This is a genomic window from Spiroplasma sp. NBRC 100390 (genome assembly GCF_001886495.1).
In the GTDB taxonomy this organism is placed as follows: Bacteria; Bacillota_I; Bacilli_A; order Mycoplasmatales; family Mycoplasmataceae; genus Spiroplasma.
The window spans coordinates 440,877-456,755 of sequence record NZ_CP018022.1 but is presented as its reverse complement, the minus strand read 5'-3'; the positions used below and the strand labels follow the sequence as shown (position 1 = coordinate 456,755).

General features: G+C 29.8%; 12 protein-coding genes and 1 pseudogene. 1 reads left to right on the top strand and 12 read right to left on the bottom strand.

The annotated features are described in order from the left end of the window. Positions 1-205: 205 nt before the first annotated feature. The 9 genes and pseudogenes from S100390_RS02060 to adhE form a co-directional block, all read right to left on the bottom strand. The gene (locus S100390_RS02060; protein ID WP_070406645.1) at positions 206-2,143 is read right to left on the bottom strand and encodes a heavy metal translocating P-type ATPase; all 1,938 of its coding nucleotides are present in this window, start codon (positions 2,141-2,143) and stop codon (positions 206-208) included. 14 nt (positions 2,144-2,157) lie between these two features. Then, positions 2,158-2,382: a heavy-metal-associated domain-containing protein gene (locus S100390_RS02055; RefSeq protein ID WP_070406644.1), complete on the bottom strand. Its 225-nt coding sequence runs from the start codon at positions 2,380-2,382 to the stop codon at positions 2,158-2,160. 74 nt (positions 2,383-2,456) lie between these two features. Beyond that, positions 2,457-3,701, bottom strand: a complete 1,245-nt coding sequence (locus S100390_RS02050) for a replication-associated recombination protein A (protein WP_070406643.1) — start codon at positions 3,699-3,701, stop codon at positions 2,457-2,459. A 57-nt stretch (positions 3,702-3,758) separates the two neighbouring features. Beyond that, entirely contained in the window at positions 3,759-4,715 is a 957-nt protein-coding gene (locus tag S100390_RS02045) for an L-lactate dehydrogenase (protein WP_070406642.1), read from the bottom strand. Between the two features lie 23 nt (positions 4,716-4,738). Continuing rightward, complete coding sequence (locus tag S100390_RS02040) at positions 4,739-5,779, bottom strand: rod shape-determining protein (RefSeq protein WP_070406641.1); 1,041 nt, start codon at positions 5,777-5,779, stop codon at positions 4,739-4,741. Between the two features lie 215 nt (positions 5,780-5,994). After that, the gene (locus tag S100390_RS02035; protein ID WP_070406640.1) at positions 5,995-6,900 is read right to left on the bottom strand and encodes a C39 family peptidase; all 906 of its coding nucleotides are present in this window, start codon (positions 6,898-6,900) and stop codon (positions 5,995-5,997) included. 30 nt (positions 6,901-6,930) lie between these two features. Next, positions 6,931-8,592 (bottom strand): lipoprotein, encoded by a 1,662-nt coding sequence (locus S100390_RS02030; RefSeq protein ID WP_070406639.1) that lies wholly within the window; start codon positions 8,590-8,592, stop codon positions 6,931-6,933. Positions 8,593-8,853: 261 nt separating this feature from the next. Then, positions 8,854-9,351, bottom strand: a complete 498-nt coding sequence (gene msrA, locus S100390_RS02025; RefSeq protein WP_231918069.1) for a peptide-methionine (S)-S-oxide reductase MsrA — start codon at positions 9,349-9,351, stop codon at positions 8,854-8,856. 114 nt (positions 9,352-9,465) lie between these two features. Further along, positions 9,466-12,102: pseudogene (gene adhE / locus S100390_RS02020) on the bottom strand (bifunctional acetaldehyde-CoA/alcohol dehydrogenase); the annotation flags it as partial. A 195-nt stretch (positions 12,103-12,297) separates the two neighbouring features. On the opposite strand from adhE, the gene S100390_RS02015 reads away from it, so the two are divergent. Further along, positions 12,298-12,804 carry a TIR domain-containing protein gene (locus tag S100390_RS02015; RefSeq protein WP_070406636.1) on the top strand — a complete coding sequence of 169 codons (507 nt, stop codon included), beginning with the start codon at positions 12,298-12,300 and terminating at the stop codon, positions 12,802-12,804. A gap of 29 nt (positions 12,805-12,833) precedes the next feature. On the opposite strand, the gene pflA is transcribed toward S100390_RS02015, so the two are convergent. The 3 genes from pflA to S100390_RS02000 form a co-directional block, all read right to left on the bottom strand. Further along, a complete protein-coding gene (gene pflA / locus S100390_RS02010; RefSeq protein ID WP_071890202.1) occupies positions 12,834-13,577 on the bottom strand; it encodes a pyruvate formate-lyase-activating protein in 744 nt (247 codons plus the stop codon). Between the two features lie 175 nt (positions 13,578-13,752). Then, a complete protein-coding gene (locus S100390_RS02005) occupies positions 13,753-13,998 on the bottom strand; it encodes a glycine radical domain-containing protein (protein WP_070406635.1) in 246 nt (81 codons plus the stop codon). 132 nt (positions 13,999-14,130) lie between these two features. Beyond that, positions 14,131-15,687 carry a PQQ-binding-like beta-propeller repeat protein gene (locus S100390_RS02000; RefSeq protein ID WP_070406634.1) on the bottom strand — a complete coding sequence of 519 codons (1,557 nt, stop codon included), beginning with the start codon at positions 15,685-15,687 and terminating at the stop codon, positions 14,131-14,133. Positions 15,688-15,879 lie beyond the last annotated feature (192 nt).

The window sequence follows — 15,879 nt, the reverse complement described above, 5'->3', positions numbered from 1 at the left end:
TTATTATTTTTTATTATTTTATTAGTCAATAAAAATTTATTAACTGCTTTCATTAGATTTGATATATTATTTATTAATGATATATCGTAATATATCCCATATTAAAAATAACATAAAAAAGATAAAAAAATATCTTTTTTTATTAAAAAAATTTTAAATAAAATTATATTATGAAAGTAAAAAAAGGTATCTTTTGATACCTTTTTTACTTAAACTTAACTTTCAAATTATTAAAAACTAACGAATTTAGTAAGACCAATAACTGACTAGCACCCATTACAATTGCCCCAATTAATGGTGGAATAATTCCTAAAATTGCTAAGGGAATTGTAATTAAATTATAACTAAAAGCTCAAAAGAAGTTTCATCAGATTAAACGTCTTGTTAATTTTGTTAAGACAAAAACCTTATAAATATTAAAAATATTTGGTTTAATAATTGTAATATCACTATTTTGAATTGCAACTTCACTACCTTGTCCCATTGCAATGGCAAAATCCGCTTGTTTTAAAGCTACTAAGTCATTAATTCCATCACCAACATAAGCTGTTACTTGCCCAGTTGCTTGAATTGATTCAACAATTGTTGCTTTTGTTAATGGTGAAACATTAGCATAATAACTCGTAATTCCAACTGCGGTGGCAATTGCTTTTGTTGTTCCTTCATTATCCCCACTAATCATATGTGTTGCAATATGTTTTTTAGCAAACTTAGCAATTGCAACAGAAGCATCAACACGAATACTATCGGTTAAGACAAGTACATTAGTAATTGTTTGGTCAATTACTAATGCAATTAAGATTGGATTAATGACCGTTAAAGTTTCAACTTGATGGGATAATAAATTTTGAAAGCCTTTTTTAACTGCTATTTGATAACTCATTACTTGATAAGTACTATTATTATAAACACCATGTAAACCAAGTCCCGCTTCCTCTTTAAACTGCTGAAAAGTAATTTCTGCTGATTCAGTAGGAAAGAAATTCACAATGCTTTTTGCAATTGGATGTGCTGATAACTTTTCTAAATGATAAAGGTACTTGCTATTTGTATGGTCTCCTAAAAACTGTTGCACTGTTAATTCACCAGTTGTAATTGTTCCCGTTTTATCAAAAGCAATCGCATCAATTTTATTAATCTTTTCAAAAGCACTAGTGTTGTTAAAAATAACTCCTTCTTTTAATGCTTTACCAAAACCAACGGCAACAGCTAACGGAGTTGCCAACCCCAATGCACAAGGACAACTAATCACAATGACAGTAATCGCAATATCAAGTGCTTTTGCAACATCACCTTTATGAAAAACAAAATACTGACACAAAAAGGTAATAATTGTCACAATTAAAATCAAAGGAGTAAATCATTTTGCAATTTGATCAGCAATTCGTTGAATGCGAGGCTTTTGACTTTGAATTTCATCCACCTTTTGTAAAATATTTGCTAAAACAGTATCAGCTCCAACTTTTTTTGCTTGTAAGTAAAAAGGCTCACCCATATTAACTGTTCCCCCAATTACTTCATCACCAAGGTTTTTTTCAATAATATTGCTTTCCCCGGTTAGCATTGCTTCGTTCAAATAACCAGTTCCTTGGTGTACAATCCCATCAACAGGAACTTTCTCTCCTTTTTTAATTAATAAAATATCATTAACATGAACCTCTTTTGTATTAATCACTACAACTCTTTGATCAGCATCAACACGATTGGCTTGATCAACTTGCAACGTAATTACTCTTTCAATTCCAACCGCAACTTTTCGTTGAACATTAGTATTAATAATATTTCCTAACAACATAATCATAATAATTGTTGCTGCTGTTTCAAACAACAACATATAACTACTATGGCTAGCAATTAAATAAATACTATAGCCATAGGATAATAAGGTTCCTAAACCAATTAATGTATTCATTCCTAACAAATGTCACCGGAAGATTTCATTAAACATGTTAATATAGTAGCGACGACCACAATAAAATAAAATAATTGTCGCAAAAGTTAATTGTAATCATTGGTTATGTAAAATACTTAAACTGGGAATCATCCCCAACAATAACGGTATATCTAAGATAATCGCAATAATTAATTCATATAAATCACGAATTTGCCGTTTTGTTAATTTTGTTTTTAGTTGTTTTTTCATTTGTCAAAACTAAATTACAACTGTTCAGTTGCAATTTCATCAAAATCATAACCAGCTTTTTTAATTTGTTGAAAAATCACTTCTTTTGTAACAAGAGTTTCATCATAAGTAATTTTAACAGTTCGTGTTACAATCCCAATTTGAAATTCAATATTAGGAATTTTTTTTAATCTCTTTTCAATTGCCATTGAACAACTACTACATATAAGTTCAGGCACATGAATTTTAACGAGTGTCATTATCCTCATCTCCATTTCTAATACCTTAATTTTAACACTGCTAAAAAATAAACCAAGAAGTTACTTTAAAGTAACTACTTGGTTTTATTCCTAAAACGATGATATAACTCATTGATTCGTTTCTCATACACACTATGTAATTTGGGATGATAATAAACAGTTCCGAGCATTTCTTTTGGTAAGTACTGCTGAACAACATAATCATTTGGAAAATCATGGGGATATTGATAACCAACCCCATTTCCTAATTTTACTGCTGAAGCGTAGCTTGTATCACGTAAATTATGCGGAATTGGATAAATTTTACCATTTAAAACATCGTCATAAGCTTGGTCCGTTGCTAAATAAGCACTATTTGATTTTTCACTTAAACACATTTCAACAATTGCTAATCCTAATGGAATTCGTCCTTCGGGTAACCCAATTTGACGAAAGCTATCAACAGCAGCTTTCACATGAATTGCAATCGAGGGATTAGCTAAGCCAATATCTTCATACGCAATAATTAGCATTCGTCGTAACAAAGCTTCATGATCCCCACTTGCCAATAAGCGAGCAAAATAATACAATGCCGCATCAACATCACTGCCACGAATTGCTTTCTGTAACGCTGATTTTAAATCATGGTGTTCATCACCATCGGCAAAATTAATTAAATTTGCTGTTGGTGCAATACTTGTAATAATTGCGGTGGTAATTTCTTCTTTGGGGTATAAGTTTAAACATAATTCTAAGATATTAATTGCAATCCGTAAATCACCACTAGCTAATTGGCAAATTAATTCCAATGCTTCAGTGGTAATTGTTAATGCTAATTTTTTTGTGGCAATTAACTTTTTTAACCCGATTAACATTTCATCAGTAGTAATCCGCTCTAATTTAATAATATTTGCCCGTGATCGTAACGCTGGATTAATGACAAAATAGGGATTCTCAGTCGTACAAGCAAACATAATTAAGTGCCCATTTTCTAAATATTGTAACAAAATATCTTGGCGATCTTTATTCATTCGGTGAACTTCTTCAACAATAATAATAAAACGATCAACATTTTGAGCTTTTTTAATTATGTTTTCTAAATCTTGTTTCTTATCAATTTCAGCATTAAAAACAGCATATTCTAATTGCAAATCATTTGCCAAAGCACGCGCAATACTACTTTTCCCAACACCAGGATCACCATAAAAAATTAATGAACTAGCATAGTTATATTTTAACATTCGAGAAATAAGACCATTTTGATCATTAATAATATGACTTTGTCCAATAATATCAGTAATTGCTGTTGGGCGTAACAAAAACGCTAACGGTTGTTGCATTAATCTTCCCTCCTATTTTTTAAATCATAACATAAAAAAACTGATAATAAATCAGTTTTATTGAATCCCAATTGCTTGAAAAGCAACAGTTACGGCCTCATGAATTTTTTGACAAGATTTATTAAATTGTTCTTGTTCTTCATTATTAATATGTAATTTAATAATTCGTTCCCACCCATAGTTGCTAACCACAGCTGGAACACCGGTATAAATTCCATTCTGCCCATATTCGCCGCTTAAGTATGCACCAATTAAGATTGCTTGGTTCTCCCCACGAATAATAATACGAGCAATATGGGCTAAAACAACACCAATGCCATAAAAAGTTGATTTTTTCTTTTCAATAATTTTGTATGCCATGTTAATGGCATCACTTTGACATTCTTTTAGATCTTCAAGTGTTAAGCGCCCTTCTTCTACATAGTCGCTAATTCGTTTCCCTAAAATTGAAGCACAACTTCACGCTGTCATTGCTGAATCGCCATGTTCACCCATAATATAAGCGTGAACTGAACTAGGATGGACATTTAACTTTTTTCCAATCAGACGACGTAAACGAGCAGAATCCAAACTAGTCCCCGACCCTAAAATTGTGTGCGGATTAAAACCAGTTACCTTTTGATATACAGTAGTTAAAATATCTACGGGATTAGATGCAATTAAAGAAATGCCCTCAAAACCAGAAGCTTTAATTGCTAAAGCAACTTCTTGCATAATTTTAGCATTATCAGCAATCATTTCTAATCTTGTTTCACCTTCTTTTTGTGGACGTCCCGCCGTTACCACAACCATATCAGCATCAGCACAGTCTTGATAAGTACCGGCATTAACGCTATAAAATGGTCGCTCTAAGACAGGATTACAATCATCTAAATCCAAGGCGTGCCCTTCTGCTCATTCATAATTAATATCAATTAAAACATATTCTTGAGCTAAACCTTGATTGATTGCAGCATAAAGGAACGATGTCCCTACTGCACCACAACCGACTAAAACAATTTTACGATTCTTCATTATTAACTATCAGCCAATAACAATTAATAATCCAATTCTTTTGTTTTTTGGTGCTCTTGACGAATAATGTCATAAATATCTGATTCAAATTTTTTTGTTCCATTAATAACCGCTAATAATGGTTGTTCTCCAATTTTAGCTGGTAATTGTAAAGTTTCTTCAAAGTAGTGGTCAATTCCTTTGATTAAACCACCACCACCACAGATAGTAATTCCGTTTCGGAAGATGTCTCCCGCTAGTTCTGGTGGTGTTTCTTCTAAGACTTGGACGGCTAAATCAATAATCCGTGAGACTGGAACTTTTAACACTTCACGAACTTCTTCTGGCGTTAATTCAATTTCACGTGGTAACCCTGAAACAACATCTCGTCCATATACTTTCATTTTACGTTCATCGCCATGTTTTGCTAATGAACCAATTTCAATTTTAATCATTTCTGCTGTTTTAATTCCAATTTCTAAACCATATTGTGAACGAACATATTTTAAAATTTCATCGTTTAAATAGTTCCCAGCAACTTTTACTGATTTTGATAACACAATATCTCCTGAAGCAAGAACAGCAATATCAGTGGTTCCTCCACCCATATCAATAACTAAGTTTCCAAAAGGTTTGTAAATATCAACCCCGCCACCTAAAGCAGCCATTTTAACTTCTTCTTCAACAAAAACCCTTGTTGCACCTAAGTTCATTGCAATTTTCTTTAAAGCATTTTTTTCTAATTCCGTAATTACTGACGGAGTAGCTAATAACATAATTGAATTAGCTAATTGTTTACTAATCCGTAAACGGTTAAAAATATATTTTAATTGGGCTTCCGTTGCACGAATATCGGTAATAACCCCATCGACCATTGGTCGCACAATTCTAATTGTCTTATTTCCTTTTCCAATCATCTTATATGCTTCATTTCCAACAGCAATAATTCTATTTTCTTTAATTTTATAAGCCACAATCGATGGTTCATTATAAACAATTCCGCTTCCTGATATATAAACCAAGGTATAAGCTGTTCCTAAATCCATTGATATGAAAGTTGGCTTTTTATTATTAAACATCGCCATATCCAATCCTCCTTAATAGTAATTATATGCTTTTTTTAAAATAAAAACAATAATTAATACTAATGTTCCGATATTATTTTAATCTCCAAGTTAATAAAATTTTTTTCAATAAAAAAGGTTTTAGTTTAAAAACCTTTTAATATTTATGCAATTTATTATTTAAATTTATTGCCCTTTAACAAAGGCTAAAATAAAATAGAACATTTAAAAATATTTTATTGATAGATACTGATTCTGCCGTTATTTTCTAAGCTAAAAAGATTATGAATTTGAGATTGTTCTATATCTAACTTTCCTAAAGTTGGATCAAGAATTAAATATTTATAATTTTCAAAATTTCTTGCAACCAAAATGCCATATATAACAACATAGTGCCGCATATATCCTGACCAAGGATATTTCCCAAAGATTGCTAAGGCAACCGGAAAATTATGTGCTAAACTATTTTTAACATCCTGATAAAATATTTTCTGTTCATTGATATTATCACCAAAATTTTGGCGTAACCTTTTATTAACATAACGTCGTTTGTTCGGTGTTGCTATTTCATTCAAACTTTTAACCATATATTCGGGATAAGTTCCATGATAATTCTCAGTATACATTTGTGCTGATAATTCTTGTTGTGAAATAACTTTATCCGTAAAATAGTCCACAATCATTTGTAATGTGGCTGGTCCACATCAATAATCTGTTTCTTGATAAAACAATCTTACTCGTAATGAAATCGAACCATCAGTCATCGTTCTATTAATAACATATTTGATTAGTATTTTTCCCTTATAAGTACTTTTATCTTTTGCGGTAATTGTTGCATCTCATTGTGTAATATTTGATATATCAATATCACTAATATTTAAATTATTATACTTATCTTTTAATTTATGTTTTATATCTCTTGCTGCTGGAACATGCGCTCCATCCGTGTTAATTGTTCCTAAATCAGCTTCGGTGATTGTTGAACGTAACGAAATCGGATCAACTAATGGTTGCGCTGCTAATTTTGGGTGTCGTTTTCCATAAGCACAATATAATATATACAACATAAAACTTAAAAGCAAAATAATAATAAGAATTAAATTTACATTTAATAATCACCATTTTTTTGTATTTTTTTTCATTTGTTTTTCCTTTTTATAAAAATACTTAATTTAATAAACGATTTTTTTAATACTTATTTTAAAATCAATATCATTTTTTAATGATTTATCATCTGAAGAAGATGCAAAACAATAGTATAAGCCACTATCAAAATCTACACCAAAAGTAAACAATACTGCTCAATTCTTACTATTTGAAGAATCTCATATTAAAGTTGGACTACCTGAAGTATCGGTTTTACTTTTCCCCTTAGTTTTTTTAAATGATGGATGAGATATTAATTTAAATAAATCAATATCCTCTAAACTTTGTGCTTCCGTTGTTTTTTTAAAATTATCAACCAAAACTTTTAGAGTGCCTTTTAAACCATCTCTTTTATTCACTTCTGAAATAGTTCGAAATAAACGACTAGCGACAGTAATTTCAACGGTGTCTTTTTTAGCAAAAGGACCAGTATTTATATGTTTTCAAAACGCAATGATAATTTTTGCTCAATTATTTAATTTTTGATCAATCGCAGCACGTGATAAATTTAAAGTCATTATAATATTATTACCCATGTCATCATCAACATCATCAATATTAGTGGCATATCCCGAAAGACCCATTCCATCAATATTTAAATAACTTAAATTAAATTTAAAACTACCTAAAGTTAAAGAATCATTATCATTAATATTTAATCCCCGACCAATTCTACTTTTATAAAAATTAACAAAATCATTTTCTGTTGCATTATTAATACTTTTTGGTTCTTCTGTCCCTTTCAACCAATTTGATAATGTTAAATCTCGCGCATTCTGGGTTTTAAACAATTTATCAGAACCCTTATTTTCTTCTGATAAATCACCGTTACTCACACGTTCAATTAATGCCACATTATTATAAGTTACATCAATATTTCGAAATTTCTCGTTTCCAATAATATATTGTTTAAGTGATTTTTTTAAAGTATCATTTAAAACATCAATTTTTTTTGAAAAATCTCATTGTACTTGTTCATATAAGGATTTAAAAACCTTATTTGTACTAAAATCAACATTTTCTAAATCCTTAAAATATCTTTGTAGTTTTTTTAATAAAAATTTTGTTGCTTCACTTGAAAGCGTTTGTAAGGCACTTGGATTTTCTGTTACATTATAAACTGTTGATATTTCAAATTCTGAAAACATTGTTTTAAAATTAAGACTTACTACTGTCTTTAAATTAACTCTAGCCCCTTTAAAATCTTCAGCAACAATATTTGCTGGAAAATTATTTTTAATTCCTTCGACATTAATAAAACTAACATCAATCGTGGTCTTGTCTTCTTCAAATGTTAGTGGCATTTTGTCTGGAAAATAATTTGAGTATGTATTTTTTAAATTTTGATTTACATAATCAAAAACATTGTTAAATTCATTAATAAAATAATTTGTTAATTTTTTATCATCTGACTTATTTAAATTTAGTTGATAAGATGAGTTCCTCAGATTTACCCTTTTATAAATATCTTCTAAATTATTTTTGTTACTATCAATATACATCCTTGCTTTAAGATAATTACTAATATCTTGACTTGCTTTTGTCTTAATTTCATTTAGTACTTCAAGATCTTTTCCATAAGTATCATCTTCAACCTCTTCATTATTTTGTTTATTACAAGATACCACATTTGGACCAGTCGTACCTGTTAATGTTATTACACTTCAAATAGTTAATAATTTTTTCATTTTTTTAAATGGTTCCTTCCCAATTCTTAATAGCATAATTAAAATTAAACTATTAATAATATCTTATAAAAGAAATAAAAAATCAAAAATAGAATAAATATTTATCAAATTAATTGCAAAATATCATTAAAATTTTGCAATTAATTTGATAAAGTTATTTTTTAATTAAAAAGCCAGATTGTTATATATAATGGCAAAGAAGAAAACCGTCTATTGAACGGTTTAAAAAATAGCTAATACAATATCAATATGACTAGGGCTCTAACTTTTTGTTAAATTAATATGACAATACCCTGTTGGATTTTTTTCCAAATACTTTTGATGATATTCTTCTGCTAAAAGATATAACGATAATGGTTGAATTTCTGTCACAATTTGTTTCTGATACTGTTTTGCAATTTCATCCCGTGACTTAAGAATAATTGGGCGTCCTCATGTTTCATCTGCTTCATAATAATAAATTCCTGTTCGATATTGCGAACCAACATCATTCCCTTGTTGATTTAATAGGGTTGGGTCAATTACTTGCCAATACTTAGTTAATAATTTTTCTAATGAAATAATTGTTTCATCAAAAGTAATTTGGCAAGCTTCAACAAATCCCGTTTCATTCTTACAAACCTCATCATATGTCACACTTGCTTGATGACCATTAGCATAACCAACGGTCGTTGTTAAAACTCCTGGTTGACGATCAAAATAAGCTTGTGTTCCTCAAAAACACCCGGCTGCTAATGTAATTGTTCGTTTCATCTTCATTCCCACTTTCTCTCGTACCTTGTTTCATACATAATATCATAAAAAAAGAACTATCAAAAAATAGTTCTTTACAAAAATAACAATAAGTTTAATAAAAAGGTTACAGTTTATTTCTTATTTTTTTAATGGTTTTACGGCAATACCGTGATAAGCATCTAAATAAATTTGTTTAATATCACTAATTAACGGAATCCGTGGATTTGCTGGTGTACATTGGTCATCAAAAGCATCTTGCGACATTTTATCAACAACTGTCAAGAATTCTTTTTCACTAACTGTAATATTAAATTTTGCAAAATAATCTTTAAATGAAGCAGGAATTTCAACATCTTTTGATAAAGCTTGGACATTAGCAATTAATTTATCAACTAATTCAGCATCATTATTTCCTTTTACTCCACAATATTTTGCAATTTGTGCATAACGTTCTAAAGCATTAGCAACAGTATATTGTGAGAAGTAAGTTTGTTTTCCTCCATCTAAAATTGTTGCAGCATTATAACGAATAATATATGGTAATAAAATTGAATTTGCTGAACCATGAATAACTCCAAATTCTCCTCCAATTTTATGCGACATTGAATGAACTAATCCTAAAAATGCATTAGCAAAGGCCATTCCAGCTTGGGTTGCGGCATCCGCCATTTTGCATCTTGCTTTAACAGCGGTTTGTCCATTATGATAAGCATCTGGTAAATACTCAAAAATTGTTTTGATTCCTTGCAAGGCATATGGATCAGTGTAATCTGTTGCTAACACCGAAACATATGATTCAAATAAATGCGTTAAAGCATCTAATGCCGGAGCATTAGTTCCCCCTTTTGGCACTGTTAATGTTAATTCTGGATCAACAATTGCCATATCTGGTGTTAAAGCATAATCTGCTAAAGGATACTTAATATGTGTTTTATCATCTGTAATAACAGAAAATGGTGTTACTTCTGAACCTGTTCCTGATGTTGTTGGAATACATACCAAGCGTACTGATTTATCAATAACTGGGAACTTAACAATTCGTTTTCGAATATCATTAAAAGTCATTGCTAAATCAGCAAATTTAACATCCGGATGTTGATACATTAATCAAATCATTTTGGCAGCATCCATTGCACTACCTCCACCAATTGCAATAACAACATCTGGCTTTGAGTTTTGCATTGATTTAACCCCACGTTCAGTTGTCGCAAAGGTTGGATTTGGTTCAACATCCGCAAAAACATCATATTTAATACCCAAATCTTCTAAAACACTCGTTACTCGTGTTCCATATAATTGATTAATCATTGGGTCTGTCACAATAAAGGCTTTTTTACTATTTCATTCTTTTAAATCTTGTAACGCGATTGGTAAACAACCAAATTTATGATAAATTCGTTCTGGTAATCTCATTCATTGCATATTTTCTCTCCTCATTGCAACAGTTTTAGTATTTAATAAGTGTTTTGGTTCAATGTTTGTTGAAGTTGAATTTCCTCCTCAACTACCACATCCTAAGGTAAATGATGGTGCTAAATAAAAATTATACATATCACCAACTGCCCCTAAACTTGCTGGCATATTAATAACCATTCTTCCAGCATTACATTGATCGCGTCATAACGCAATTTCATTTTTACCTTTAATCTCATCAGTTCATAAACTAGCAGTATGTCCTGGTCCCATTGTTAACAATTCTTTTGCCATTGTTAATGCATGATCAAAATCTTTTGCTTTATATAATGAAACATAAGTTGATAATTTTTCATGGGCTAATGGTTCATCATGACTTGTTTTTTCTGCCACACATAAAATTAATTTTGTATTTTCCGGAATTGTAACTCCACTTAACTTTGCAATTGTTTGTGGTGTTTGACCTACTAAAGCAGCATTTAAAACCCCATATTTTCCTTCTTTAAACATTGCCTTACGGATTTTATCTAAATCTTCTTTTTTGGTCATTACATAGCCATTTTTTGCTTCAAATAGTTTAACTACTTGATCATAAACTTTTTCAACAACAATCACCGCATTTTCAGTTGCACAAATAACACCATTATCAAAAGTATTTGATTGAATAATTGATGATGTTGCAGTGTCCAAATCAGCTAATTCAGTAATAATTGCTGGACAGTTTCCAGCACCAACCCCAATCGCTGGTTTTCCCGATGAATAAGCTGATTTAACCATCCCTGGTCCACCAGTTGCTAAAATTAAATCAGCTGCTTGCATTAAATCAGTTGTATCTTGAATTTGAGCATCTTCAACTCAGGCAATAATATCTTTTGGTGCTCCCGCCGCTACTGCAGCATCTAAGATAATTTTTGCGGCTTTAATTGTACAATCTTTTGCTCCCGGGTGTGGTGAAATGATAATACCATTTCTTGTTTTTAATGCTAACATTGTTTTAAAAATAGCTGTTGCCGTTGGATTAGTTGTTGGAATAACCGCTGCAATGATTCCAACTGGTTCATATACTAATTGGTATCCTAATCCAACATTTTCTTCATAAACCCCCACTGTTTTACTATCACGATACTTGTTGTAAACATATTCAGCAGCATAGTGATTCTTAATAATTTTATCTTCAATAATTCCCATCTTTGTTTCATGAACCGCATCAATTGCTAATTCAATCCGTGCCTTATTTGCAGCTACTGCTGCTGCATAGAATACTTTATCAACTTGTTCTTGTGAAAAAGTAGCAAAGATTTTTTGAGCTACCCCAACTCGCTCAATCAATCCTTGAATTTTTTTATTTTCCATAACTTTAAACTTACTCCTTTTTTCTTTCTATATTTATATTTATACTATATTTTTATTTTTTTATCATTGTTTCCCTAATAAAATTACCAAAAATTTTCAAAAAAAAATATAAAAATCTTAATTTTTACGGTACCACTATTGAAAAAAATAAAAAATTCCATTTCTTTTTTACTATTCGTTATAATTAATAAAAGGAGGTAACCAATGCAAAAAGACAAAATTTTACTAATTTCTCATCCCAATGATGAAGAAGCAAAAAATACGTTTCTAACCAAATACGAAAAAACCTTTGATTTTATCTGTCCTGCGCTATTACCTGAAATTAATAATGGTTTATTTACTGATGAAATGTTAATTAAACACATTGAAACAACAATTATTACCGACGCAAAAGCAGCAATTATCCTTGTTGGTAGTGAAACATGAAAGCAGAAAATTGTGGATTGAACAATTGCTGGAATTCTGAATCAACAAAAAGGTCTCTTCGGAATTATTCTTAGTACAAACAATAACTTTGGGTTTAGTAAAAAACTAACTGATCCAGCCACAATCCCATCACGATTAATGAGTAATGTCAAAAATAAATACGCTCAATTATATAATTGAAATATTATTAATATGAACGTAACTCAATGAGTTAATGATGCATATCATAATACTAAAACTTATAGACCTAACAACCAAGCTGTCTTATTCCGTCATAACCAATAAAAAATCACATCATTTGATGTGATTTTTTATTATGCATCGTGCATGGCTTTGTTAATAATTTTTAAACATTCTTGACAATATTCTCGTGTTGGTGGAACTACTTCTGGTAGTTCAAATTTACGATTCATATTGTCATATTTTGGAACCATCATATTATGATATGGTAAAATTTCGAATTTTTCCATATGTTTTAAATCTTTAATAAAATGGCCAATTCCTGTTAAATTTTCTTTCGTATCGGTATAGCCCGGAACTAGAACATGACGAATTCATAAATTAGCACCTTGTTCATCTAATCATTTAATTCCCTTTAAAATATTTTCGTTTCCTAATCCTGTTAATTCCTTATGACGAGCTGAATTAATTTCTTTAATATCACAAATAAATAAATCACAAACTTTTACTAATTCACCTCATTTTTGCAATAAAAGTGGGTTTTCACTAAAGGTTACTACGGAAGTGTCAACACAGGTATGAATTCCCCTTTTTTTTAATTCAGTAAATAAGGCAATAATAAAATCAATTTGCATCAAGGGTTCACCCCCCGAAATTGTTATTCCCCCCTGACGATAAAATTCTTTTGATTTTTCATAATGATCAATAATTTCAGCAACGGTAATTGGTTTTTCTTTGTTAACAACTTGTGTTTCAGGATTGTGACAATATTTGCACCGTAATGGGCAACCTTGTAGAAAGTATACCAACCGCAACCCTGGACCATCAACAGCACCAAACGATTCGTAACTACTATAGTAGCCAATAACTTGTGACATTTTTCTCTCCTTTTCTGTACATATTAATTATATTCCTTAATTTGTGAAAAAGAAAGCGACCAATAATTCTAATTATTAGTGCTTACATCATATAAAATAAATTATTATTAAGAAATCTTTTATTTATTATAAAAAATAACTACTAATTTTTAGTAGTTATTTTAGCATTAAGTTATTACATTCCTTCGTGGAAAGTTCTTGAAATAACATCCTCTTGTTGTTCTTTAGTTAATTTAACAAAATTCACCGCATAACCTGAAACACGAATTGTTAATTGTGGATATTGTTCTGGATGTTTTTGAGCCTCTCTTAGAACATCACGATCTAAAACATTAACATTTAAATGGTGTCCACCTTTTTGCATATATCCATCTAACATATTAACTAAATTACTAACTTGTGAATCTGATGCTTTTGCCATTACTAATCACTTCCTTTTCTATACTTATTATTTTATACCTTTTTATAAAGAATGCAATTAGTGATTATCAATCAAATAAATAAATTATATTGTTAATGAAGAACATTTTTTAAATATTATTTATTTAATATTCTAAAAATTATTTTTCAAATCATATTCAAGTATTCCATCAATTGCAGTGCTATAATAAATTTTATCATTTAAAAGAACTCCACGATTTGTAAACTCTGGAATACGTATTCATGACCAACCATTAATATCAAAAACTGGTTTGCTTGTTCTTTTTTCAACATCAAACTTGTAAATTTTAGTTGAATATGCCATATAAATAGCATTATTATAAATGATACCTTTAAGATAAGCCGTTGAACCACTCAGATGATCAACCGATGCAAAGCGGATTAAACGCTCATGATTAAATTCATATATTTGTGTAAATTCGTAACCATCAAGAGTCATAAAAAGATAAAGTTTATTTTTTAAAGACATTATTGAACCCATTCGGAATCAAGTATTAATATCAGAAACAAAATCTCATGTTCATATAACCTTTTTTATTAAATCCAATTTATAAATACTACTTTTGTTTTTTAAATTTGCAGTAAAATAAATCGCATCACCAACAAGAACCCCCGAATCAGAAACGGTAGATTCTTCATTGGTTCGTTTTCAACTGGTAGTTTTATCTTCTATTGTATCATAAGCATAAAAATCATTATTTTCTGTCCCAAAATAAAGTTTATTGTTATAAACTGTTCCAGAATGTCTAATTTCTGATTCTGCTGTTAAAACAATTTTTCCGACGCTAGTTTTTGCATCATATTCATATAACGAATAATCATCAGAACCAAAATAAAGTTTATTATTCACAACAATCCCATTGCTTTTAATTAAATTATTTGCTTTAAAAATTTTATTAACATGATGATTTATTAGATTATATTCATACACATAGCAGTCATCGGCCGCAAAATAAAGGTTATTATTATAAGCAACACCGTTCGTAATAATACGGTTTTCAAGTTGCATAATAAGTTCAACATTAGTTGATTTTTGATCATAACTAAAAACTCTTGTATCATTGACAAAATAAAGAATATCATTATAAGCTAAACCATCGCTAAAACCTTTGTCATTATATTTACTATTTATAACAATATTTTCTGCTTTAGGTTCTTGAATGATTGGTGGAAACAAAATTTTAACCAAAAAAATATTCGACCATAAAAATTCTTTTTCCATCGTATTTCTTATGCCAATTCTTGCGTTTATAGAACCTGGCACAATTTCTTTAGCCGACAATTCTTGCGGCGGAGCAAAATCAGTCAATTTAAAATCAAAAACAAGATGATTAAAATCTATCCCATAATTTCTTAGAACAGACATAAACTTAGATCTTATTTGACTTTTTGCTGAAACTTCGCTGTCTTCAATACTTGTAACCTTAATTTCCAAGTTCTTAAGCACAGTGTTGTGATTAATCATCGTAATAATTGAACGAATAAATCCCGCAGTTAATTGTTTTGTATTATCTTTTAATAAATTATTATGTTTTGGCATAGTTTGTGCAGAAATTGGATTATCTTCTATCCCATCTCATTTCTGCACTTGATCAATTGTTCTAGGTACAAGTAATCCGGTATTACTTCCCAAAACAACAGTCGTTAAAACTGTTAACATCTTTTTCATATCAACATGTCTCCTTTTCTACCCGCCCACAACTGATCCCGAATTTAAAAATTTAAAAAATAACAAAATATTTATATTTTAATAATATTTTTGGAAAATTAATATTAAATTTTATGTAGCAAAATATTTTAGTGTTTTTTCAAAATAGCATTATTTTAGTGTTTTTTCATATAACATAATTTTATTAACTTC